General features: G+C 61.1%; 21 protein-coding genes. 13 read left to right on the top strand and 8 right to left on the bottom strand.

Annotated elements, in window-relative coordinates; translation table 11 throughout:
• Position 1: 1 nt before the first annotated feature.
• Positions 2-1579 (bottom strand): DUF5928 domain-containing protein, encoded by a 1578-nt coding sequence (locus Q5Y75_RS18110; protein WP_306200147.1) that lies wholly within the window; start codon positions 1577-1579, stop codon positions 2-4.
• A 142-nt stretch (positions 1580-1721) separates the two neighbouring features.
• Between Q5Y75_RS18110 and Q5Y75_RS18105 the strand changes: the two genes are divergently transcribed.
• On the top strand, positions 1722-2540 hold the full coding sequence (locus Q5Y75_RS18105; RefSeq protein ID WP_306200144.1) for a sulfotransferase family protein: 819 nt from the start codon (positions 1722-1724) through the stop codon (positions 2538-2540).
• Positions 2541-2544: 4 nt separating this feature from the next.
• On the opposite strand, the gene ggt is transcribed toward Q5Y75_RS18105, so the two are convergent.
• The gene (gene ggt, locus Q5Y75_RS18100) at positions 2545-4299 is read right to left on the bottom strand and encodes a gamma-glutamyltransferase (protein ID WP_306200141.1); all 1755 of its coding nucleotides are present in this window, start codon (positions 4297-4299) and stop codon (positions 2545-2547) included.
• Between the two features lie 226 nt (positions 4300-4525).
• On the opposite strand from ggt, the gene msrP reads away from it, so the two are divergent.
• Both msrP and msrQ read left to right on the top strand, forming a co-directional pair.
• The gene (gene msrP, locus Q5Y75_RS18095) at positions 4526-5425 is read left to right on the top strand and encodes a protein-methionine-sulfoxide reductase catalytic subunit MsrP (protein ID WP_306200138.1); all 900 of its coding nucleotides are present in this window, start codon (positions 4526-4528) and stop codon (positions 5423-5425) included.
• A gap of 1 nt (position 5426) precedes the next feature.
• Entirely contained in the window at positions 5427-6026 is a 600-nt protein-coding gene (gene msrQ, locus Q5Y75_RS18090) for a protein-methionine-sulfoxide reductase heme-binding subunit MsrQ (protein ID WP_306200134.1), read from the top strand.
• 104 nt (positions 6027-6130) lie between these two features.
• Here the strand turns inward: msrQ and Q5Y75_RS18085 are convergent, their stop codons facing one another.
• Positions 6131-7312: an NnrS family protein gene (locus Q5Y75_RS18085; protein WP_306200131.1), complete on the bottom strand. Its 1182-nt coding sequence runs from the start codon at positions 7310-7312 to the stop codon at positions 6131-6133.
• Positions 7313-7480: 168 nt separating this feature from the next.
• On the opposite strand from Q5Y75_RS18085, the gene Q5Y75_RS18080 reads away from it, so the two are divergent.
• The 10 genes from Q5Y75_RS18080 to Q5Y75_RS18035 all read left to right on the top strand — a co-directional run bounded on the left by Q5Y75_RS18080 (position 7481) and on the right by Q5Y75_RS18035 (position 16525).
• Entirely contained in the window at positions 7481-9229 is a 1749-nt protein-coding gene (locus Q5Y75_RS18080; RefSeq protein WP_306200128.1) for a nitrite reductase, read from the top strand.
• Positions 9230-9318: 89 nt separating this feature from the next.
• Entirely contained in the window at positions 9319-10092 is a 774-nt protein-coding gene (gene cobA, locus Q5Y75_RS18075) for a uroporphyrinogen-III C-methyltransferase (RefSeq protein ID WP_306200125.1), read from the top strand.
• Positions 10085-10426, top strand: coding sequence for a c-type cytochrome (locus Q5Y75_RS18070; RefSeq protein ID WP_306200122.1), 342 nt, complete (start codon positions 10085-10087; stop codon positions 10424-10426). Before cobA ends, Q5Y75_RS18070 begins: the two co-directional genes overlap by 8 nt.
• Entirely contained in the window at positions 10423-11568 is a 1146-nt protein-coding gene (locus Q5Y75_RS18065) for a cytochrome D1 domain-containing protein (RefSeq protein WP_306200119.1), read from the top strand. Before Q5Y75_RS18070 ends, Q5Y75_RS18065 begins: the two co-directional genes overlap by 4 nt.
• Entirely contained in the window at positions 11569-12561 is a 993-nt protein-coding gene (gene ahbB, locus Q5Y75_RS18060) for a siroheme decarboxylase subunit beta (RefSeq protein WP_306200116.1), read from the top strand.
• Positions 12558-13010: an Lrp/AsnC family transcriptional regulator gene (locus Q5Y75_RS18055; protein ID WP_306200114.1), complete on the top strand. Its 453-nt coding sequence runs from the start codon at positions 12558-12560 to the stop codon at positions 13008-13010. The genes ahbB (Q5Y75_RS18060) and Q5Y75_RS18055 overlap by 4 nt, the downstream gene beginning before the upstream one ends.
• Positions 13007-13492: a siroheme decarboxylase subunit beta gene (ahbB, locus tag Q5Y75_RS18050; RefSeq protein WP_306200112.1), complete on the top strand. Its 486-nt coding sequence runs from the start codon at positions 13007-13009 to the stop codon at positions 13490-13492. The genes Q5Y75_RS18055 and ahbB (Q5Y75_RS18050) overlap by 4 nt, the downstream gene beginning before the upstream one ends.
• A gap of 1 nt (position 13493) precedes the next feature.
• Positions 13494-14708: a heme d1 biosynthesis radical SAM protein NirJ gene (gene nirJ / locus Q5Y75_RS18045; protein WP_306200109.1), complete on the top strand. Its 1215-nt coding sequence runs from the start codon at positions 13494-13496 to the stop codon at positions 14706-14708.
• Positions 14683-16290 (top strand): cytochrome D1 domain-containing protein, encoded by a 1608-nt coding sequence (locus Q5Y75_RS18040; RefSeq protein ID WP_371933286.1) that lies wholly within the window; start codon positions 14683-14685, stop codon positions 16288-16290. The genes nirJ and Q5Y75_RS18040 overlap by 26 nt, the downstream gene beginning before the upstream one ends.
• Positions 16247-16525 carry a hypothetical protein gene (locus Q5Y75_RS18035; protein WP_306200106.1) on the top strand — a complete coding sequence of 93 codons (279 nt, stop codon included), beginning with the start codon at positions 16247-16249 and terminating at the stop codon, positions 16523-16525. Before Q5Y75_RS18040 ends, Q5Y75_RS18035 begins: the two co-directional genes overlap by 44 nt.
• Here the strand turns inward: Q5Y75_RS18035 and Q5Y75_RS18030 are convergent.
• The 5 genes from Q5Y75_RS18030 to Q5Y75_RS18010 are packed head-to-tail and all read right to left on the bottom strand — an operon-like array spanning position 16515 to position 20877.
• Complete coding sequence (locus tag Q5Y75_RS18030) at positions 16515-17408, bottom strand: FAD:protein FMN transferase (RefSeq protein WP_306200104.1); 894 nt, start codon at positions 17406-17408, stop codon at positions 16515-16517. The two genes, Q5Y75_RS18035 and Q5Y75_RS18030, sit on opposite strands and share 11 nt — an antisense overlap.
• Complete coding sequence (locus Q5Y75_RS18025) at positions 17405-17923, bottom strand: nitrous oxide reductase accessory protein NosL (protein WP_306200101.1); 519 nt, start codon at positions 17921-17923, stop codon at positions 17405-17407. The genes Q5Y75_RS18030 and Q5Y75_RS18025 overlap by 4 nt, the downstream gene beginning before the upstream one ends.
• Positions 17920-18741 carry an ABC transporter permease gene (locus tag Q5Y75_RS18020; RefSeq protein ID WP_306200098.1) on the bottom strand — a complete coding sequence of 274 codons (822 nt, stop codon included), beginning with the start codon at positions 18739-18741 and terminating at the stop codon, positions 17920-17922. The genes Q5Y75_RS18025 and Q5Y75_RS18020 overlap by 4 nt, the downstream gene beginning before the upstream one ends.
• Positions 18738-19631, bottom strand: a complete 894-nt coding sequence (locus Q5Y75_RS18015) for an ABC transporter ATP-binding protein (RefSeq protein ID WP_306200095.1) — start codon at positions 19629-19631, stop codon at positions 18738-18740. The genes Q5Y75_RS18020 and Q5Y75_RS18015 overlap by 4 nt, the downstream gene beginning before the upstream one ends.
• Positions 19624-20877 (bottom strand): nitrous oxide reductase family maturation protein NosD, encoded by a 1254-nt coding sequence (locus tag Q5Y75_RS18010; RefSeq protein ID WP_306200092.1) that lies wholly within the window; start codon positions 20875-20877, stop codon positions 19624-19626. The genes Q5Y75_RS18015 and Q5Y75_RS18010 overlap by 8 nt, the downstream gene beginning before the upstream one ends.
• Position 20878 lies beyond the last annotated feature (1 nt).

The following is a 20878-nucleotide window of genomic DNA, read 5'->3' as shown; positions in this document are numbered from 1 at the left end:
CTCAATCGGCGTAAAGATGATCGGTCGTCGCGATCTGCTGGCCCTGTTCAACTGAGGTGGACAGGAACGCGGCGAGCTTTTCGGCGTTCACTTCCGGCTCAGCACTCTGGTGGATGCGACCATATTTCTCAAAGCCCGCGTCGCGTATTCGGTCTGCTTCATAGGTCAGGTCATTGCGGATGGTGGGCAGCAGCCGCTCAAGCGTTGCTTTTGACGTGCGCTCTCCTGCCAGACCAACCCGCCGGGCATGGCCGATGAGGTAGTCATCGCTGAACTGGCACTCGATTTCCAGAATGCGGGTCTTTGAGCGGTCGGAATAGAAATCGTTCAGCAGGTCGATATTCGACGGGTCCATGCAGATCACCAGCCGGTCGCTGTCGAAATACTCAAACAGCATTCGCATCAACGCGCGGCGGTGGCGGGTGCGTTTGCCAAGCGTGGCCTGAATGCCGCCCAGATCCGGCAGCGGTGTGGCCTCCTCGTCGAACAGATAATCGATGGCGGGCAGATTGGTGACCTGGCGGATCTGTTCCAGCAAGCGCTTGGCCACATGCCACTTCTTGCAGACCACGATCATCAATTCGCGCTCGCGACCCAGCGAGCTTTCGGTTTCCCAGAACCGCATCGCAAAGCGACGCCCGATGCGACCTCGCCCTGTCAGGAATTTGTAAAGACTGCGCCCCTCGTTCGAAATCTGAAAGTCGACCCCGCGCGAGGCATAAAGCCGACCAAGACGAATCTTCAGCTCTTTCGCCTCGGGGCTGATCTTGCGTGCAAACAGGAAATCCTGGCTCAGCAACAGGTCATAGTGATCGTTGTAGAAGCTGACCGGCATGCCGTAATCGGAGAACATCAGAAAGGTCAGCGTGCGGCTGTCGATCTCTTCCTCGGGGATCAGGTGGCGCACCAGCGTCTGAAAAAAAGTCTCATCCGGAATCCAGGTGGTGCGGAAGAACCGCATCACGTCGCGTCGGGTGCGGGTGAATTCCAGGATCGCCTCAATGGTAAGTCGCCTCAGGCACCACCATTGGCTGCCGATCATCATCTGGAGGTCGCCGGGAATCTCTCGTGTCAGACCCAGCTTCTTTTGCAGATTGAACGAGGCATAGAACAGGTGCTTGTGCTTGCGCTCGTTGAAGTAGTGGCGATAGATCAGCCGCTCTTCCCGCATGCCTGTCTTGATCCAGTAGCTTTCGAAGAAATCGACGCTTTCAACGAAGTCCTTGTCATGGTCATCCAGAAACTCGTGGGCATATTCCGCCGTCTTGATCGCCATGCAATCGCCCGAGAGCATGTAGAAATGCGTGGCATCGGGGAATGCCTCGACCGCCGCTTCGATGGCGTTGAGCGAGGCCTGCACCAGCGACCATTCCCCCCAACCGCATTTGATGCGCTTGCGGGCGAAGGTGACATTTGGGTTCTCGCGCAGAACCTTTTGAATCTTCTGAAAATGCTCGGGTTTGGCACGCGCATCGAAGTGGATCGACATGTAATCGCTTGCCGCCGTCAGGCGCTCGGCCTGCAGGATGATCGCGTCGGGATCCTTGTGGCAGAGAAGGATATAGGCGATTTTTGCCATTTTTATCGATCAGTCCCTGTTTCTGCCCGCCATTTGCCCATTCGCCGCTAACACCGATTGAACAAACGGAATATTTTTGCTTGTTTTAAGGTCAAGACGCCTGCGGTCAATTATGACGAAGCGGGGACAGGAGGCAAGGCAGATGGGCTTTCCAGGAACCTGGATGACTGAAAGCGAAAGCGTGGTCTATCGTGTGGTGCCAAAATGCGCCTGTTCGACCATCGGTCAGATTATGTATTTTTCCGACCACGGGCAGTTTTTCGACGGCGATATCCATGATGCGCAATCCGGCCTGCACAAATGGGCGCTGGAGGCCAGCCAGCAGCCGATTACCCATAACGTGCAGACCCACAAATCTTATGCCTTCACCTGCGTGCGCAACCCTTATACCCGGATACTGAGCTCATTCTTCGACAAGATCTGCGGCATCCAGCGCAATGGCAGCCGCTATCGCGGCAACATGGTACCGATGCTGGTCTACAAATACGGGGTCGAGGTGGGCGGCGAAGACGGCAAGCAGGACTTCGATCAGATCGCGAGCTTTCGCCGCTTTCTACTATTTGCCCGTGACACCATCCGCTGGCGTCGCCCGATGGATCCGGACATTCACTGGTCCGCCATGTCGGGCCATGTTTCAACCTTCATCAGCAATGGCGGGCAATACGACAATATCTTCTGGACCGAGGCCTTCAATGACGGCATGCAGCAGGTTGTCGATGCGATCGACACCCCGCATCAGGTCGATCTGGCGACGGTGCCACGATTCAACGAATCCGAGGGGCATGGGCCCAAGCGAAAGCACCCGGTCGAGGATTACTTCGACGACCTGTCGATGCACATGGTCTATGAAATCTACAAGCGCGATTTCGATCTGTTCAAATACGATTTCGAAAACCCGGCCAACAAGATGCCGACCGGAGAGATCGATCTGGACGAGGTACACGCCAAGCTGGGCGGGTAGCGTTTCAGCGCCCCATCGCGATGCCTTCGCGACGCGGGTCGGCGGCACCGATCAGTTTGCCGTCCTTGATCAGGATCGCATGCAGCCCGCTGTTGAGGTCGCGCGCATTCACCTCATGTCCCTTGCCACCAAGCGCCTCGGAAAAGCCCGCCGCGCTGGTGCCCTCTTCCAGGTCGACAGCGCCGGTGTTGCGATGCACGAAATGCCCGGTCTCGATGGCGTCCTGCGGGTCCATGTCCCAATCGAGGATCGCGATGATCGTCTTGGCGACATAGTTGATGATCCGGCTGCCTCCGGGTGAGCCGACCAGCAGGTAAGGCGCGCCATCCTTCATCACGATAGTCGGGGCCATGGAACTGCGCGGGCGCTTGCCGCCTTCGACCCGGTTCGCCACAAGCCGGTCGCCATCTTTTGGCGCGCGGTCGAAATCGGTCAGTTGGTTGTTCAGCAGGAATCCGCGCGCAAAGACCCGGCTGCCAAAGAATGTCTCGATCGTCGTCGTCATCGACAGCGCGTTGCCATAGCCATCTCGGATCACGATATGGCTGGTGCCGGGGCGGCCCGGATTCTTGGAAGGTGCCAGATTCAGCGCGCTTTCCTGATAGGGTGGATTGCCGGCTTCGCGCTTTTCGCTGGCGTTGATCTGGTCGATCAGCTTGGCACGCTCGGCCAGATAGGCCGAATCCAGCAGCCCCTTGACCGGGACATCAACATAGTCGCTATCGGCCATGTAAAGCCCACGGTCGGCATAGGCGAGCTTGGCGGCTTCGGCATAGAGATGCACAAATTCCGGCGACCAGCCCATATCCTTGATGTCGAACTTGTCGAGGATACCCAGAATCTGCCCGACCGTCAGACCGCCCGAGGTCGGCGGCCCCATCCCGCAGACATCATAGGCCCGGTAAGGCGCACAGACCGCCGGACGGATCTTGACCCGGTAATCGGCCATATCCTGCAGGGTGATGTTGTTTTCCACCGTCGAAGTCGCGGCGACGGCGGCCACGATATCCTCGGCGATGGGGCCGCTATAAAACGCATGCGCGCCCTCAGCGGCCAGAATGCGCAGGGTCTCGGCAAATTCGGGGTTTTTCAGCAACGTGCCCTCGGTCAGAGGTGCCCCGGCCTCATCAAAGAAATAGACATCTGCGCCCGGATGCACATCCAGCGGCATCTCGAAATCGATCGTGCTTTGCAATGAGTTTGCCATGCGCGGCGACACTTCGAAACCGGCCTCAGCGGACTCGATAGTGGCTTGGAACAGATCGGCCCAGGGCAGTTTGCCATAGAGGTTGTGGCTGACCTCCATCAGCCGCAGGATGCCCGGCACGCCCACCGCCTGCCCGCCCGAGATCGCCTGTTTGAACGGCACTTTCTCGCCATTCTCGTCCAGGAACCGCTCTGGCGTGGCGGCGGCAGGCGCGGTTTCGCGCGCATCGAATGTGGTCAGCAATCCGGTGGAGGCATCCCAGTAGAGCATGAACGCCCCACCCCCGATACCAGAGGATTGCGGCTCGACCAGGTTCAGCATCAGTTGCACCGCGATCATCGCATCCACGGCGGTGCCGCCCGCAGCCAGCACGTCATAGCCCGCCTGCACTGCCAGCGGATTGGCGGCGGCGACCATGAATTCCTGCCCCTCGACCGAGTGCTTTTCCTCCCACCCGTAGCCAACTTCGGGTGCAGGGTCCTGCGCCTGCAGCGCGGTGGCCAGGGCAAGCCCGGGGGCCATTGCGGCGATCAACGAATAGCGGTGCATCATGGTGTTCTCCTGCGCAGGTGGGCCACCGGAGGTTGCGGGGTGGCATGAGACTCACCTTCAAGCCTAACCTGATGGCCCCGCAATGCCACCTGATTTTGCCCCCTCCGCCTTTGATCAGGGCCGGCCGAAGCGTTACAATTCCGTCGCTCAATCGTGAGAACAGTTTTCTTTAAACCATGGAGCCCTAAAGCTATGTGACAGGAATGGATTGGGTACGGAGACAAGAATGGCGCATCGCTGGAAGAATGACCTCACTCACGCGGATGTGACGCCCGAGCAGACCTATCTGAACCGGCGTCAGGTAATCGCGGGTCTTGCGGGCGCAGGCCTTGCCGCAGCGGCGGGCCCTCTGTCAGCCGAGACGCTGGAACCCAATAGCTGGGAAGAGATTACCACCTACAACAATTTTTACGAATTTGGCACCGGCAAGGAAGATCCGGCCAGATACGCCCATCTGATGAAAACCGAACCCTGGAGCGTCAAGATCGACGGTCTGGTCGACAAACCGGGCGAGTACAGCTTTCAGGATATCATGTCCGAGATGACAATCGAAGAGCGTCTCTATCGGTTCCGCTGTGTCGAGGCGTGGTCGATGATCGTGCCCTGGAACGGCTTTGAACTGGCCGATCTTTTGGCTATGGCAGGCGTTCAAGACGGTGCGAAATATGTGGCCTTTGAAACCCTTTACCGCCCATCCGAAATGCCCGGCACCGCCTATCGCACGATCGACTGGCCCTACCGCGAGGGCCTGCGCCTGGACGAGGCGATGCACCCGCTGACGATCATGGCGACCGGAATCTATGGTAAACCGATGCCAAACCAGAACGGCGCGCCTCTGCGGCTGGTCGTGCCGTGGAAATACGGTTTCAAGTCGATCAAGTCCATCGTCCGCATCACGCTGACCGAGGAAGAGCCGCCGACAAGCTGGAACCAGCTCGCCCCGCGCGAATACGGGTTCTACAGCAATGTGAACCCGACCGTGGATCACCCAAGATGGTCACAGGCCAGCGAACGGCGGATCGGTGGCGGGCTGTTCTCCAAAAGGCAGCCCACGCTGATGTTCAACGGCTATGAGGATAAAGTGGCCAGCCTTTACGAAGGCATGGATTTGGCTAAGAATTACTGACGTGCTTGATCGGTTCAATCCATATCTCAGAAAGCTGCCTGTCTGGGCGGTGTATCTGGCTGGCGTGCTGCCTCCGGTCGTCTGGCTGTGGATGGGGGCCACAGGCCGGTTAGGCGTGGAGCCGATCAGCGCGCTGGAACACAAGCTGGGCGAGGCAGCGCTGCAATTGCTGATCCTCGGGCTAGCAGTGACGCCGCTGCGCCGCTATCTGGGTTTGAACCTGATAAAATTCCGCCGGGCGATCGGCGTTCTGGCGTTTTTCTATGTGACCTTGCATCTTCTGGTCTGGCTCGTGCTCGACGTTCAGGTTCCGCAACAGATCTGGGCCGATATCGTGAAACGTCCCTACATCACCGTCGGCATGGCCGGTTTTCTGTTGCTGTTGCCGCTGGCCCTGACCTCCAACGATTTTTCGGTGCGCCGTCTGGGACCCAAATGGCGCTCCCTGCATCGGCTGGTTTATGTCGGGGTTGTTCTGGGCGGGCTGCACTACGTGATGCTGGTCAAGGGATTTCAGATCGAACCTCTGATCTATATGGCCATCATCGCCGTGCTGCTGTTGCTGCGCCTTCAGAAGCAGAGCAAGAGGCAAGCAGCCTAAGCGCCTTACCCAGATGGAACTGCGATATTCCAGCCGATTGAGCGCGGTGCTTGCGACAACAGCACGCTATCGGGCTGCGAACGTCGTTGGTAAACTGCGCTAATCTATCCCGCCGGGGACGTCTGGCGCGGCCCGGTCAAGGCGGGCCAGAGCGCAAAGAGAAACAAGCCGAACGCAGCGATCCACAAGCCCCCTGTCGTGAGAAGCGCAGGCAGGTAGAACATGTCCAACTCGGTGCCCGCCCATCGCAGGATCGCCGCCAGGAGGATCAGGATATATCCCAGCGCCATTGGGCGAGGCGCAATCAAGGCGCGCCCGCTATGTCCAAGCGCGGCGCGGCTCATCACCGCCAGAGTCATGCCACCAACGCAACCGATCCCCAGAACGTGCAGCCCTGCCAGCTCATTTCCGATCCCGAAACCGGCCAGCCCTGTCAGGATCATGCCAAGCGCCAGCATTGCCATCCCCAGATGCAACGCAAGCAGAATAGGCTGGGTCAGACACCAGACCCCACCCCAGCGCGCCATGCGCACTACCTGCACAATACCAAACAGCAGCGCCGCCGCGCCGATCAGCCAATCCGGGGCGGTTGCCATCGTCAGAACCGGCAGGGCAAGGGCCAGCATAAGCGACACACGCTCGACTAGCTTGGAACTGCGCGGCCAGTCGGCTTCAGGCACACCGGCCCGTTTCATCGCGTTGCGGGTAAAAGCGGGGGTGACGCGCCCACCAAGCACCGCGATCAGCGCGCAAAGCGTCATCAACCCGCCGCGCAGACCCAACGCGGCGGTATCATCGGCAAGACCCATCCATTCCAGATGCACCAGCAGGTTGGCGACCCAGAGATAGACAAGAAACAACAGGAACATCACGTTCTGCGGTTTTGGGCGCTTCAGCAATTGGGTGAGGATTTTCAGCGCGAGAACCGGAACAAAAGCCAGATCAACCACCGCGACCAGCAGGGGCGGCAAAGCAGAGGCGTACCAGACGGCCAGACGCCCCGCCAGCCACGACCCGGCCGCCAGCGCGATAAAGCCCTGACGCGCACCTTCTGTGTTGGTCCAACTGGGTACGGCGGTCAGAAAGAAGCCGCCGATCGCGGCGCTGGCATAGCCGAAGATCATCTCATGTGCGTGCCACATGACCGGCGGCGGTCCGAATTCCGGACCGGGGCCGATCCCGCTCAAGAACAACTCCCAGACCAGTCCGGTAATGACGGCATAAAGCCCCGCCGCCAGAAAAAACACCCGAAACCCTTCGGAAAACAGGCGGTTCGCGACACCCATTTGTCAACTCCTGTCCACGCTGGCATGGGGCTGCGCAGATCTGCTCGCTCGTCATTCGACAACACCTAGCCTGCCCCTCCTCCTGCGCCCTTAACTTAAGTCAAGGCAATGGGCCTGCGCGGCTGACAGACTCGGGGGGCCTCACCAGCCACCGACGGAGATACCGTTATGAGAACGACCACAGCCATTCGCAGAACATTGCTTCTGACCAGCGCGTCTTTGGCGCTGGGTCTGGCCGCCCCCATGGTTTGTGCGCAAGAGCAAGATCATGGCGATGATGCCTCGGCATCTTATCAACCCAGCATGACCACCCTTGGACAGTTGAACCTGGAAATCCCCGGCCGCAAGGAGGGCGACCCGGTGATGACCCAGGAAGAATATGACATCGGTAACAAGATCTATTTCGAACGCTGCGCCGGGTGTCACGGCGTGCTGCGCAAGGGTGCAACCGGCAAGGCGCTGACCACCGATCTGACTCGCGAGAACGGGTTCGAGTATCTGCGCGATTTCATCACCTATGGCTCGCCCGCCGGGATGCCGAACTGGGGCACTTCGGGGGAGTTGAGTGAAGAGCAGATCGACCTGATGGCGCGCTACATCCTGCTGGAACCAGCCTCGCCGCCGGAATTTGGCATGGCCGAGATGCGCGACAGCTGGAAGCTGGTCATACCGCCCGAGGATCGTCCGAACGAGAAAATGAACGATATCAATATCGACAATCTCTTCTCCGTCACACTCCGTGACGCAGGCCAGATCGCGCTGATTGATGGATCGTCTTATGAGATCAAGGCCGTGATCGACACCGGCTATGCCGTGCATATCAGCCGGATTTCCGCATCAGGCCGCTATCTGTTCGTGATCGGGCGCGATGCCAAGGTCAACATGATCGACCTGTGGATGGAAGAACCCGCCACCGTGGCTGAAATCAAGGTCGGTTCCGAGGCACGCTCGGTCGAGACCTCGAAATTCGAAGGGTTCGAGGACAAATACGCCATCGCCGGGTCTTACTGGCCGCCGCAATACGTGATCATGGATGGCGACACGCTGGAGCCGCTCAAGATCAAATCGACCCGCGGCATGGTCTATGACGATCAGGAATATCACCCTGAACCGCGCGTGGCCTCGATCCTCAGCTCGCATTACAAGCCGGAATTCATCGTCAATGTGAAGGAAACCGGCAAGATCCTGATGGTCGATTACTCGGACATCAAGAACCTGAAAGTGACCGAGATCGAAGCCGAACGCTTCTTGCATGATGGCGGGCTGGACAGCACCAAGCGATACTTCCTCGTCGCCGCCAACGCCCGTGGCAAGGTCGCCGTGGTCGACACCAAGGACAGCAAGCTGACCGCGCTGATCGAGACCGGCGGCGAGACCCCGCATCCGGGCCGTGGTGCCAATATCATGCACCCCACCCATGGGCCGGTCTGGGCAACCTCGCATCTGGGGGATGAAACCGTGGCCCTGATCGGCACCGACCCAGAAGGCCACCCGGATCAGGCCTGGACAGTGGTGCAGACGCTCTACAGCATGGGCGGCGGGTCGCTCTTTGTGAAATCGCACCCGACATCGAACCACCTCTACGTCGATGCGCCGCTGAACCCGGATGCCGATATCACCGGCTCAATCGCGGTCTTCAAGATTGACGAACTGACTCAGGAAGAGCCGGAATACACTGTTCTGCCGATCGTGGAATGGGCCGGGATCACCGACGGGCAGCCCCGCGTGGTGCAGGGTGAGTTCAACCAGGAAGGCAACGAGATCTGGTTCTCGGTCTGGAATGCCAAGGACCTGACCAGCGCCATAGTGGTGATCGACGACAAGACGCTTGAGCTGAAACAAGTGATCAAGGACGAGCGCCTTGTGACGCCGACCGGCAAGTTCAACGTCTATAACACACGGGCTGACGTCTACTAAGCAGCCCATCGGGCGGGCCATTTCGCGTTCCTTTGGGCCCGCCCGACCATCACCCGCGCCAGCAGTCGTCCCATCACATGGAGCCCGCCATGACCCAGCCCGGAAAAGTCTGTCTGATCGGTGCCGGACCAGGTGATCCCGAGTTGATCACACTCAGGGCGCTCAGAATGATAGAGGCAGCGGATGTGGTGGTCTACGACAAGCTGGTCAGCCGCGAAATTCTGGGCATGGTGCAGCCCGGCTGCCGGATGATCCCGGTCGGCAAATCTCCCAAATGCCATCCGGTTCCGCAGGACCGGATCAACGACATTCTGGTGGCTGAGGCCCGCAAGGGGCACACGGTCGCACGGCTCAAGGGGGGCGACCCCATGATCTTCGGGCGCGGCTCGGAGGAGGCCGCGTATCTCATCAAACATGGCATCGAGGTTGAATATGCGCCCGGCATCACCGCCGCACAGGGCGCAAGCTGTGTTACCGGCGTGCCGCTGACCCATCGCGGGTTGGCGACCTCGGTTCAATATGTGACCGGCCACAGGCAGGCCGACAAAGTGCTCGATCTCGACTGGAAACGCCTAGCCGATCCCGACACCACATTGGTCATCTACATGGGCGTGGCAAATATCGGTCAGATCGCGATGGGTCTGATGACCGAAAACCTGCCCGGCTCGACCCCTATCCTTGCCGTCAGCCGCGCCACCACGCCGGACGAGCGCAGGCTCGTCTCGCGCCTTGATCAAATTGCGGCGGATGTGCGCGACCACGCGTTCCAGGCCCCGACTCTGTTCATCATCGGCAAAGTGATTTCCCTTTGCGCCGATCGCGCAATTGCTGAGCTGATCGATCCGGTGAAAGCTCATGGCTGATCTGGCGCGCATATCCCGGATTGGCCGCCTCACGCGCGCCCTGCTGGTCACCTGCGCTTTGGTGGCAACGTCAGCCTTTGCGGCGGAAACCATCGATCCCGGCGCCTTGAAGCGTCTGGTGCATCAGGATTGCGGATCTTGCCACGGGCTGACGTTGAAAGGCGGGCTGGGGCCCGACCTGCGGGCGCAGAACCTGCAGCATTATGATCTGGGCGTTCTGAAGGGGGTCATTCTGGACGGCATCCCCGACACCGCGATGCCCGGCTGGCGCCCCCTGATGAGCGAGGAAGAGGCCGAATGGGTCGCCCGTTACCTGCTGGAGCCCGTGCAATGAAGCAGTTCGCATTTGCTCTGATCGCCACCTGTCTGGCCACAATCGCCGAAGCCGAACCCACCGCCACCGGCGATCTGGGGCTGGTGATCGAACGCGCGACCGGGTCGGTCCTGCTCATTGATCAATCCGAGCGCGCCGCGCTGGCGAGGATCAAGGGGTTGGGCGATCTCAGCCATGCCTCGCTGGTCTACTCTCCTGACCAGCGCTTTGCCTATATCTTTGGCCGCGATGGTGGTCTGACCAAGCTCGATATCGTCACCCGCCAGATCGCAGGCCGCGTGCTGCAGTCGGGCAATGCCATTGGCGGCGCGATCTCGGATGACGGGCAGCTGGTGGCCGTATCCAACTACGAGCCCGGCGGCGTGCGTGTCTTTGACGCTGACACGCTGCAGATGGTGGCCGACATCCCCACCGGTGGCAAAACCATCGGTTTGGTTGACGCACCGGGCCGCCGCTTTGTCTTCACCGGGTGGGACAGCGGCCAGACCTGGATCGCCGATTTTGCGAGCGCCGAGCCCCGGATCAGCAAGATCCCCGACATGGGCCGCAACCCTTATGACGCGCTGATCACCGCCAATGGGCGCACTTACATCACCGGGCTGTTTGGCGAGGATGGGCTGACCGCGCTGGATCTCTGGTCCGACGACCCGCAGCCGATCCGCGTGCTACCAGGCTATGGGCGTGGCCAGCAAGAGATGCCGGTCTACAAGATGCCGCATCTGGAAGGCTGGGCGGATACAGGTTCGGAATTCGTCCTACCGGCAGTCGGTCACCACGAAGTTCTGTGGATCGACGCCGAAACACTCAAGGAAACCGCGCGCACGCCGACCCATGGTCAGCCGGTCTTTGCCATGGCGCGACCTGATGGGCGGCACGTCTGGGTCAATTTCGCCCATCCTCTGAACGATACGATTCAGGTAATCGATACGCTCAGCAAACAAGTGATCCGCGAGTTCAAACCCGGCCCTGCCGTTCTGCACATGGAATTCACGCCGCGCGGCCATGAGGTCTGGATCAGCGTGCGGGATGCCAACGTGGTGATGGTCTATGACACGCAAAGCTTTGAAAAGCTGCGCGAGATCGAAGCCAAAAGCCCCTCGGGCATCTTCTTTACCGCCCGCGCGCATAAGACGGGGTTGTAAATGATCCAGCATGTCACCGATCCCGTCGACCGGCAGCTTCTGGACAACTGGCAGCGCGGCTTTCCGGTCACCGCCCGCCCCTTTGCCGAGATTGCCCAGCCGCTCGGCCTGCCCGAGGGCGATGTGATCGCCCGGTTGCGTCACATGCAAGCTGGCGGGCGGATCACGCGTGTGGGCGGCACAGTAGCGCCCGGTACCATCTCGGCCAGCACACTGGCGACCATCGCGACCCCGGAACACAGGATTGAAGAAGTCGCGGCCTGCATCGACGCGGAACCGGGGGTCAACCACAACTATCTGCGCGAGGATCACTGGAACCTGTGGTTTGTCGCAACGGGCCCGGACCAGATCCATGTGCAGGCCACGCTGGATCGCATTTCCCATGCGACCGGGCTAAGGGTGCTGGACCTGCCGCTTCTGCGACCTTTCAATATCGATCTGGGCTTCCGCATGGCCTCGGAGGACCGGGCGGTGCCAACCGCCCGCCGGATTGATCTGCGAGCCTTGCAACCGGGCGATCGGGTCCTACTGCAAAGGCTCAGCAGCGGCCTGCCCCTGACCGCGCAGCCTTACCATGATCTGGCTGCCAGTCTTGGCCGGGATGCGGATGAGATCATGGGCAGGATTATCGCGCTGTGTGATGCAGGCATACTCTCTCGCCTGGGTGTGATCGTGCGCCACCGGGCGCTGGGGTGGACCTCGAACGCAATGGTTGTCTGGCAGGTACCCGAGGGCCGCATGGACAAAGCCGGACCAGCCTTGGCCGGGGTTCCGGGCGTGACGCTGTGTTATGAGCGCCGCCCAGTGCATGAGGTCTGGCCCTACAGCCTCTATTCCATGATCCACGCCCGGTCCCGCCCCGAGGCGCGTGCGGTTCTGGCGCGCGCCGCCGCCCTGCCGGTGTTGAGGGGTGTCGCGCACAAAGTGCTGTTCTCGACCCGGTGTTTCAAACAGACCGGCGCGCTGATCAAACTAAAGGAGGCCGCAGCATGACACCGCTGGACGACACCGACCGCCACATCCTGAACCACCTCCAGGACGACCTGCCTCTGGTCGCGAATCCCTATGCTGAGGTTGCCGCCGAGTTGGGGCTGACCGAGGCTGATCTGCTGGCGCGCCTGACCCGCTTGAAACAGGACCGCATGATCACCCGGTTCGGCCCGTTCTTTGATGCAACTGCTATGGGCGGGGCGTTTTGCCTCTGCGCGATGGCGGTACCGGAGGAGAGGTTCGACTCCGTCCTGATCAAGGTCAATGCGCACCCTGAGGTCGCACATAATTATGAGCGCACGCATCACCTGAACATGTGGTTCGTGCTGGCCACCGAAACGCCCGAGGGGATCGGGGCCACAGCGGATGCGATCGAGCAGGAAACCGGGTTGACCGTTCTCCGGTTCCCAAAACTGCAAGAATTCTTCATCGGCTTTCGGGTGGCGGCATGAGCATCACCGTTATGGATCGACAGATCATTGAAGCGCTGCAAGGCGGGTTGCCCCTGGTTCCTACCCCTTTTGCCGAGGTCGCCGCGCGGCTTGAGATGGACGAGGCCACGCTGATCGACCGGCTCGCCGCGCTGAAAGCCAGCGGCGTGATCCGCCGGATCGCCGCCGCGCCCAACCACTACATGCTGGGGATGGTTGCCAATGGCATGACTGTCTGGGATGTCGAGGATACCCGCATCACGGTGCTTGGCGCGCAGATCGGCGCGCTACCTTTTGTCACCCATTGCTATGAGCGCCCGCGCGCCCTGCCGGACTGGCCTTACAACCTGTTTGCCATGGTGCACGGGGCGACCCGTGACGAGGTGTCCGAAAAACGCGCGCAGATCGCGGCGATCCTTGGCGATGCCTGCCGGACCAGTGACATCCTTTATTCCACCCGCATTCTGAAAAAGACCGGCCTGCGTCTGAAGGAAAGCACCTGATATGTTCCGCCTGACCGAATATATGCGCCAGTTGATCGATCCAAGCTCGGTGCGCGCAAAACGCGGATCGGGACCGGTCAAACCGGTGGTGATCTGGAACCTCACCCGCCGCTGCAACCTGAAATGTCGCCATTGCTATACTGTTTCGGCGGATGTGAATTTCCCCGGAGAGTTGAGCCATCAGCAGGCGATGGACACGTTGGAGGATTTGGGCCGTTTCAAAATCCCTGCTCTGATCTTGTCAGGTGGCGAACCGTTGGATCGCAAGGACCTGTTCCAGATCGCAACCCGCGCACGGCAACTGGTCCGGATGCTGGCCCTGTCCACCAACGGCACGAAAATCCATGGCGAGGCGGCGGACCGGATTGCAGAGATCGGGTTCGACTATGTCGGCATCTCGCTGGACGGGATCGGGGCCACCAATGACTGGTTCCGGGGCGTCGAGGGCGCATTTTCCGACGCCCTGCGCGGCGTGCGCGAATGCAAAAAGCGCGGCATCAAGGTGGGTCTGCGCTTCTGCCTGACCGAAGGCACGCATCACCACCTGCCCGACCTGTTAAAGCTCTGTGACGATGAAGGGGTCGATAAGTTCTATCTGAGCCATCTGGTCTATGCCGGGCGCGGCGACAAACATCGGGGCGAAGATGCCGCCCACAGGCGGACCCGTCATGCGCTGGATCTGCTGCTGGACCGAGCCTGGGTGGCGGTGGCCGAAGATGCGCCGTTAGATATCGTGACCGGCAACAACGACGCCGATGCCGGGTATTTCCTGCAATGGGTCGCGCGCAATTTCGATGCGGATCGCGTTGCGCATCTGCGCGAACATCTGGCCGCCTGGGGCGGCAATTCTTCCGGACTGGGGGTCGCCAATATCGACAATCTGGGCCGCGTGCATCCCGACACGTATTGGTCCGACTACACCATTGGCAATGTCAAAACCGCGCCGTTTTCCGAACTCTGGACCGGCGAGGACCCGATGCTTGCCATGCTGCGCACCCGTCCGCGCCCGCTGAAAGGCCGCTGCGGGTCCTGCACGCTGCGTGATGTCTGCGGCGGCAACACCCGCATTCGCGCCTTGCAACTGACCGGCGATCCCTGGGCCGAGGATCCGGCCTGCTACCTGAGCGATGCCGAGATCGGGGTGACCAGCACCGAGCGGCTAGCGGTCAAACCGTTTAGGGGGAAACGCCATGATCCGGCGCATCAGTTCTTTTGATCTGCCCACCCCGTCCAAGAGACAGGCCTGGCTGCGCCCCATGGCACTTGTCTTGGCGGGGATTTTGCTGACGATAGAGGGCGCGGCACAGGCTGACCCGTCTGAGATTTATGCGGAGCGCTGCGCCTCGTGCCATGGCGCGGACCGGTTGGGCGGGCTGGGCCCTGCTCTGATCCCGGAAACTCTGCGGCGGATGCGGGGCCCGAAAGTGGCCGCCGTGATCCGCGACGGGCGTGCCGCGACCCAGATGCCGGCATTTGGCGATGCGCTTGATGCCATCTCAGTCGAGGCGCTGACCGCCTATCTCAAGGAACCCCTGGCCGAAATCCCGCCTTGGAGCGAGGCCGAGATCATGGCGAGCCGCGATCTGGTGCCGGATTATGCCCCGGTATCCGCGCCAGTCTGGAACAGCGACCCGATGAATATCACGCTGGTGGTGGAAACCGGCGATCATCACGTCTCGGTTCTGGATGGTGATACGTTTGAGGTGCTCGACCGCTTCGCAACGCCTTTTGCCGTGCATGGCGGGCCGAAATTCAGCCCCGACGGGCGCTATGTGTTCATCATGTCGCGCGATGGCTGGGTGCAGAAATACGATCTGTGGTCACTGGCTGAGGTCGGCCGGGTGCGCGCGGGCCTCAATAGCCGCAACATCGCCATGAGCCATGATGGCAAATGGCTGGCCGTCTCGAATTACCTGCCGATGTGCCTGACGCTGCTCTCGACCGAGGACCTGTCGGTGGCGCGCGTCATGGATGTTGTGGCCAAGGATGGCACGCCATCGCGCGTTTCGGCGGTCTATCAGGCCCCGCAGCGGCAGAGTTTCATCCTTGCGCTGAAAGACGCCCCAGAGATCTGGGAAGTGGCCACCGATCCAAATGCCGAGCCGGTCTATGAAGGCTTCGTGCATTCGCGCGAGAAAGGCATGATCGAGGGCATACCCTCCAGCCAGGGCCTGTTCGCCCGCCGCCGGATCGAGGTGAGCGAACCGCTGGATGATTTCTTTTTCGACGATGATTACCGCAACCTGATCGGCGCGGCGCGGGACGGGGTCCGGGGCGTGGTCGTCAATCTGAATGTGGGCCGCGAGATTGCGGAACTGCCGCTGCAGGGTATGCCGCATCTCGGCTCTGGTATCAGTTGGACGCGCGATGGCAAACGGGTGATGGCGACGCCCCATCTGAAAGAAGGCAAACTGTCGATCATCGACACCGAAAGCTGGCAGCGGATCACCACGATCCCCACCGAGGGGCCGGGTTTCTTCCTGCGCAGCCATGAGAACACGCCCTATTTCTGGGCCGATGTCTTCTTTGGTCCCAGTAAGGACGCGATGCATGTGATCGACAAGCAAAGCCTTGAGATCGTGCGCACCCTGCGACCGGTACCGGGTGCCACCGTGGCCCATGCGGAGTTCACCCGCGACGGCAAACATGCCCTTGTTTCGGTTTGGGAGGATGAGGGCGCCGTTATCGTCTATGACGCGCAAACGCTGGAAGAACTCCGCCGCCTGCCAATGCGCAAACCTTCGGGGAAATACAATGTCTGGAACAAGATCACCTTCTCGGAAGGCACCAGCCACTGAAGATGGGCGCTGGCCGGTTTGGGAACTGGCGTTGCTGCTCTATCCGTTTGCGATGGCAGCCGTGGCCATCAATCTGTTCATGGCGAGCCTGATCGGAATTATGCTGGGGTGGCAGGCGCTCGATCCCTTCACCTCGATCCTCTGGGCTGTACCCCTAGGGGTGCCCGCCGCATTGCTGGCCGGACGATGGGTGCGCTCCCTGATCGATGAGGCAGAACCACCCGTCAAAGAGTGATCGCCGCCTCCAGCTTGGCCTCGGGGAAGTTCCGCAGGAGCGCGTCGCGCTCACCCTGATCACAGAGGCAGAGTGCGGTGGACAGGCCATCTGCGATCACCGCACGCGGGGCAGAGACAGAGACCAACTGATCTGCGACGCGCCGCCCATCCGGGCGCAGGATATGGCCCTGCGCAGCGGCCTCATCCAACACGGTGCCGCTGGTGGCCGAGGTGGCCAATGCGCGATCACTCAACTGAACCCGTTGCCGCAGCGAGCCTTCAGGATCGGCTATTCCGACACGCCAGGGGGTCAGGTCGCCACGGCGGCCACCGGCAACGATCTCGCCCATGTCGATCAGCAGGTTGCACAGGCCGCGCGCTTGAAGCAGCCCATGGATGCGATCTGTGATCAAACCTTGCGCAATGCCGTTCAAAGTCAACGCCATACCCGGCTTTTTGAATGTAATCCGATCCGCATCAAAACGCAGATTTGACCATCCCACGGGGGCTTCCGTCGAATGACCTTTGGCGCGCGCCAGCCAAAGCGGCTGAATCGTAGGATCAAAGAGCCCGTTGCTGGCGTGATGCAGTGAGGCCGACAGGCTGAGGACCTCAAGCAATTCCACCGACGGGTTGTCCAGCCGCCCGGCATCGTTCAGGCGGCTGATTTCCGAATTCGGGCGATAGAGGCTGAAGATGTTCTCCAGCCGCAACAACTCGCGCTCCACCTCGGCGAAGAGCGGGTCAGCTTCGGCTTGCGAAAGCCCCTCCAAACGCATGCTTGCAGGCGCGCCGAGCGCAACGCCGCGCCAATGGGCCGATGGCCTAGACCCTGCAAAAGCGGGGAACGCGGCGGCGCTGGCGGAAATGCTCAGGAAGCGGCGGCGGGTCAGGCAGGTCATGCCGGGGTCTCCAACTCCTGATCCAGATCGACCGGGCCAAGGGCCGCCTCATCCGGAATATCCTTGAGCGATACCGCCCCACCGCCATAGGTGGCGATGAAGCCCTGCGCGTCTTCCACGTCACCAAACGGCACGATCTCTGGCGCGCCCATGCCGCCCGCGACACCCGCGCCAACGACATATATCGCCGTATCGGCCGGTATCCAGTTGCCCGCCCCCGGCACCTCCCAACTCAGCGCCATTGCCATGTCACTGACATAGGCACCGGTAATCTCGGCCTCACGTTCGGGGCTTTTCAGATAGGCCACCATGTCGCGCACCTGTGCGAAAAACAGCGGTTGTTCGTGGCCCTTGAGATGGACCTGCCCCTTGGGACCGCCATGGTCGGCAATATGCATCTGACAGAAATAGCTCAGCGCGGTTTCGGTCAGATCGGCGGGTGGCGGGGGTGCGGCAGCTTCATCTTCCTTGCAGCCTGCAAGAGCCACCAGCGCGATCAGGATCAGATGCCTCATGGCTCAACCCTCTGGAACGCCGCGCGGGCCAGCAGCAGAGCCAATAGCGGCCATAGCAGCAACGAGGCGGGCGCGGCCCAGGCGGGCAGTGCCTGCGCAGCGCCTGTCATACCACTAGCCATGGCGACGCCCTCGGTTGCAGCGATGTTCCAAAGACGAAAGGCGTCGGCCGGGTTGGCCACCATCATCCACGGAAAAACGGACCGAGTGAAGGTCCCGCTTTGATCCATGACCACGGCCCCCAAAAGGCCGAGGTCGTATAGGACGACGAAGATCAACCAGAGCCCGGCCGACATACCCGCCGCAGCAGTGCTTCCCCCGGCAACCGCAGACAGCAGATATCCCAGCGCCAGGAACACAGCGCCCAGCAGGATCGAGGTGAGGATCAGGCGGGCCAACGCCATGTGGCTATCGGGCCCGGCCCCACCAAGCCATGCGGCCAGCGCCCCGGCGGTGCCGAAGCCTACGGTCATGGCAAATGCCAGTGCCGCAAGATGGGCGGTGAATTTGCCCAGCAATATCTCGCCACGGCCCGCCGGATAAGACAGCAGCAATGCCAGGCTGCCACGATCCACGTCGCCTGCAATCGCATCGAAAGCTATCATCAGCGCCAGCAAGGGCGCAAGATAGACAGACAGCGTGGTCATCGACGCGACCGAGACGGTCAGCATATCAACGCCAAGAGTACCGGTTGGCGCGCTGCCCGCAAACGTCAGGGCCAGCGCAAACAGAACCATGATCAGCGTCGCCACCAGCAGCCAGCGATTGCGGCGCAGGATCAGCAACTCGGCCCGGGTCACAGCCAGAAAACGTGTCATTGCAAAGCCTCCTTGGCGTAATGCCGGTAGAGGTCCTCTAGCCGGGGGGGTGTCATTTCCAAATCAACTACCGCTTCTCCCATTGCAGCGATGCGGCGCAGCGCCTGCATCTTGTCGGCGGGCGAACAGAGCAACTCGATCGAGGCCCCGTTGACCCGGTTGCCCCCCAGATGCGCGGCCAGCGCCTCGGGGTTCTCGCGGGCGCGGACGCGCAACCGGATCGGCAGCCCCGCCAGATCCGACAGGTTGGCCAGCGTGTCATCGGCCACCATCTCGCCCTTGCGCAGGATCGCAATCCGATCAGTGCGGGCCTCGACCTCGGTCAGCGCGTGACTGGCAATCAGAACCGCTGTGCCTTGCCCTGCCAGCTCATCAATGATGGCATAAAGATCCTGGCGCGAGATCGGGTCAAGCCCGCTGGTCGGCTCGTCCAGCAGCGCCAGCTTTGGCCGCCCCAGCAGAACCTGCGCCAACCCCAGACGCTGCCGCATCCCTTTGGAATAAGCACCGATCCGGCGATCCATCGCATCGGCCAGCCCCACGCGCTCCAACAGGAGGGGCACATCCGCCGCAGTGCCGGAGAGCTGGGCAAAAAGGGTCAGTTGCTCACGCCCGGTCAAAGCCGGATGGAACGAGACCGCCTCAGGCAGATAGGCCGTGTCGCGACGCGCAGCAGCGCTGCCGGGCTGTGCGGCCCCCACATGGATCGCACCACTCTGGAACCGCGTCAGCCCAAGAATACACTTGATCAGTGTGGATTTACCCGCGCCATTATGGCCCAACAACGCCACGCGCTCTCCGGGCGATAGGCTCAGATCGACGTCATCCAGCACCCGAAGCTTGCCGCGCGTCTTGCTGACACGGTGGATTGTCAGGACCTTGTCACTCATGCGGCACCTTTTTGATTGCCGGGGGTTTCGGGGCGATCATCAGCGGATGGCTGTCCATCACGCCGCCGGGCAGCAGCGCCGGGAAGGCCGATTGCGACCAGCGCACCAGCTGCACGGCAGGCGAGCCCAGCAGCAGCTTGGCCGAAGGCTGGGTCCACAACACATGGTCCATGCTGTCATTGGGCCGGTAAGGCGCATCAGCGATGCCGTCACCATCCACGTCATAAGCGGCGAAATCGGACCAGTAATTGCCACGACCCTCTTCGGACCATTCGACCCATTTGGTCGAGACATATTTGACCTGCGTGCGGTTGCCGACAAAGGCGTTGCCGACAATTCGGTTGCGGTCGGACCCGGCAGTGAAATGGATGCCAATGCCGCAGCCTTCGAACCAGTTATCGGTGAACTCGTTCTTGTTGGCATTGTAGAGAAAGGTGCATTTCTCCTGCGCGCCCACCACCACATTGCCCGAGATCACGCTCTGATTTGCATAGTTCAGCATGACCCCGTGTTCGCGGTCATTGATCGAGACATTGTCGGTGACGCGCACCCGCTTGGTGAACATCACAGCATAGCCCAGATCGTTGCCGATCGAGACATTGGCCGAGACCTCGGAATTGTCGGCATACATGTAATGCACCGCAAAGCGCAGATCGCGGAACAGGTTGTTTCGGAATGCGTTTTTCTTCGAGGAGTTCACGAAAATCCCGTCGCGACCATATTGAATGTCATTGTCTTCCACCACCGCACCCGGCGCGCTCCAGACATAGACACCATTGCCGCGCGCGTTCATGCGGCGGTCCTGTCGACCCTCGATCCGGTTGCCTTTCACAAGGCTGTCTTTTGCCCCGTGGATATCCACCCCGTAGAGATTGCCGATCAGCACATTGTTCAGGACCTGCGGCGCGGTCGCGGTCTTGGTCAGCTTGATGCCGCTATCAATTCCCTCGTGGTCCGAGCCGGAGCCGATCACCCTCAGCCCCCGTATAGTCACACCCGGCCCGGTGACGGTGATGACACTGCCCGCGCCTTGCCCGTCGATTGTGGCCTGTCCCAGCCCGTCGATTGTGACGGGCCGGTCCAGCACCAGTTGTTCGGTGTAAACACCGGGGCTCAGGCGGAGGGTGTCCCCATCCGCCGCCTGCGTCAGTATCTCGTTGATGGCCCCCGCTCGGTTGGGCACATCCCAATCCGCCGCCCAAAGGGGCGTGCCGAGCAGCAGTGGTATGAGCAGGGACCAACGCATT

The sequence above is a fragment of the Ruegeria discodermiae genome, from assembly GCF_030758345.1.
Taxonomy (GTDB): domain Bacteria; phylum Pseudomonadota; class Alphaproteobacteria; order Rhodobacterales; family Rhodobacteraceae; genus Ruegeria_C.
This window is presented reverse-complemented; position numbering and strand designations above follow the sequence as displayed.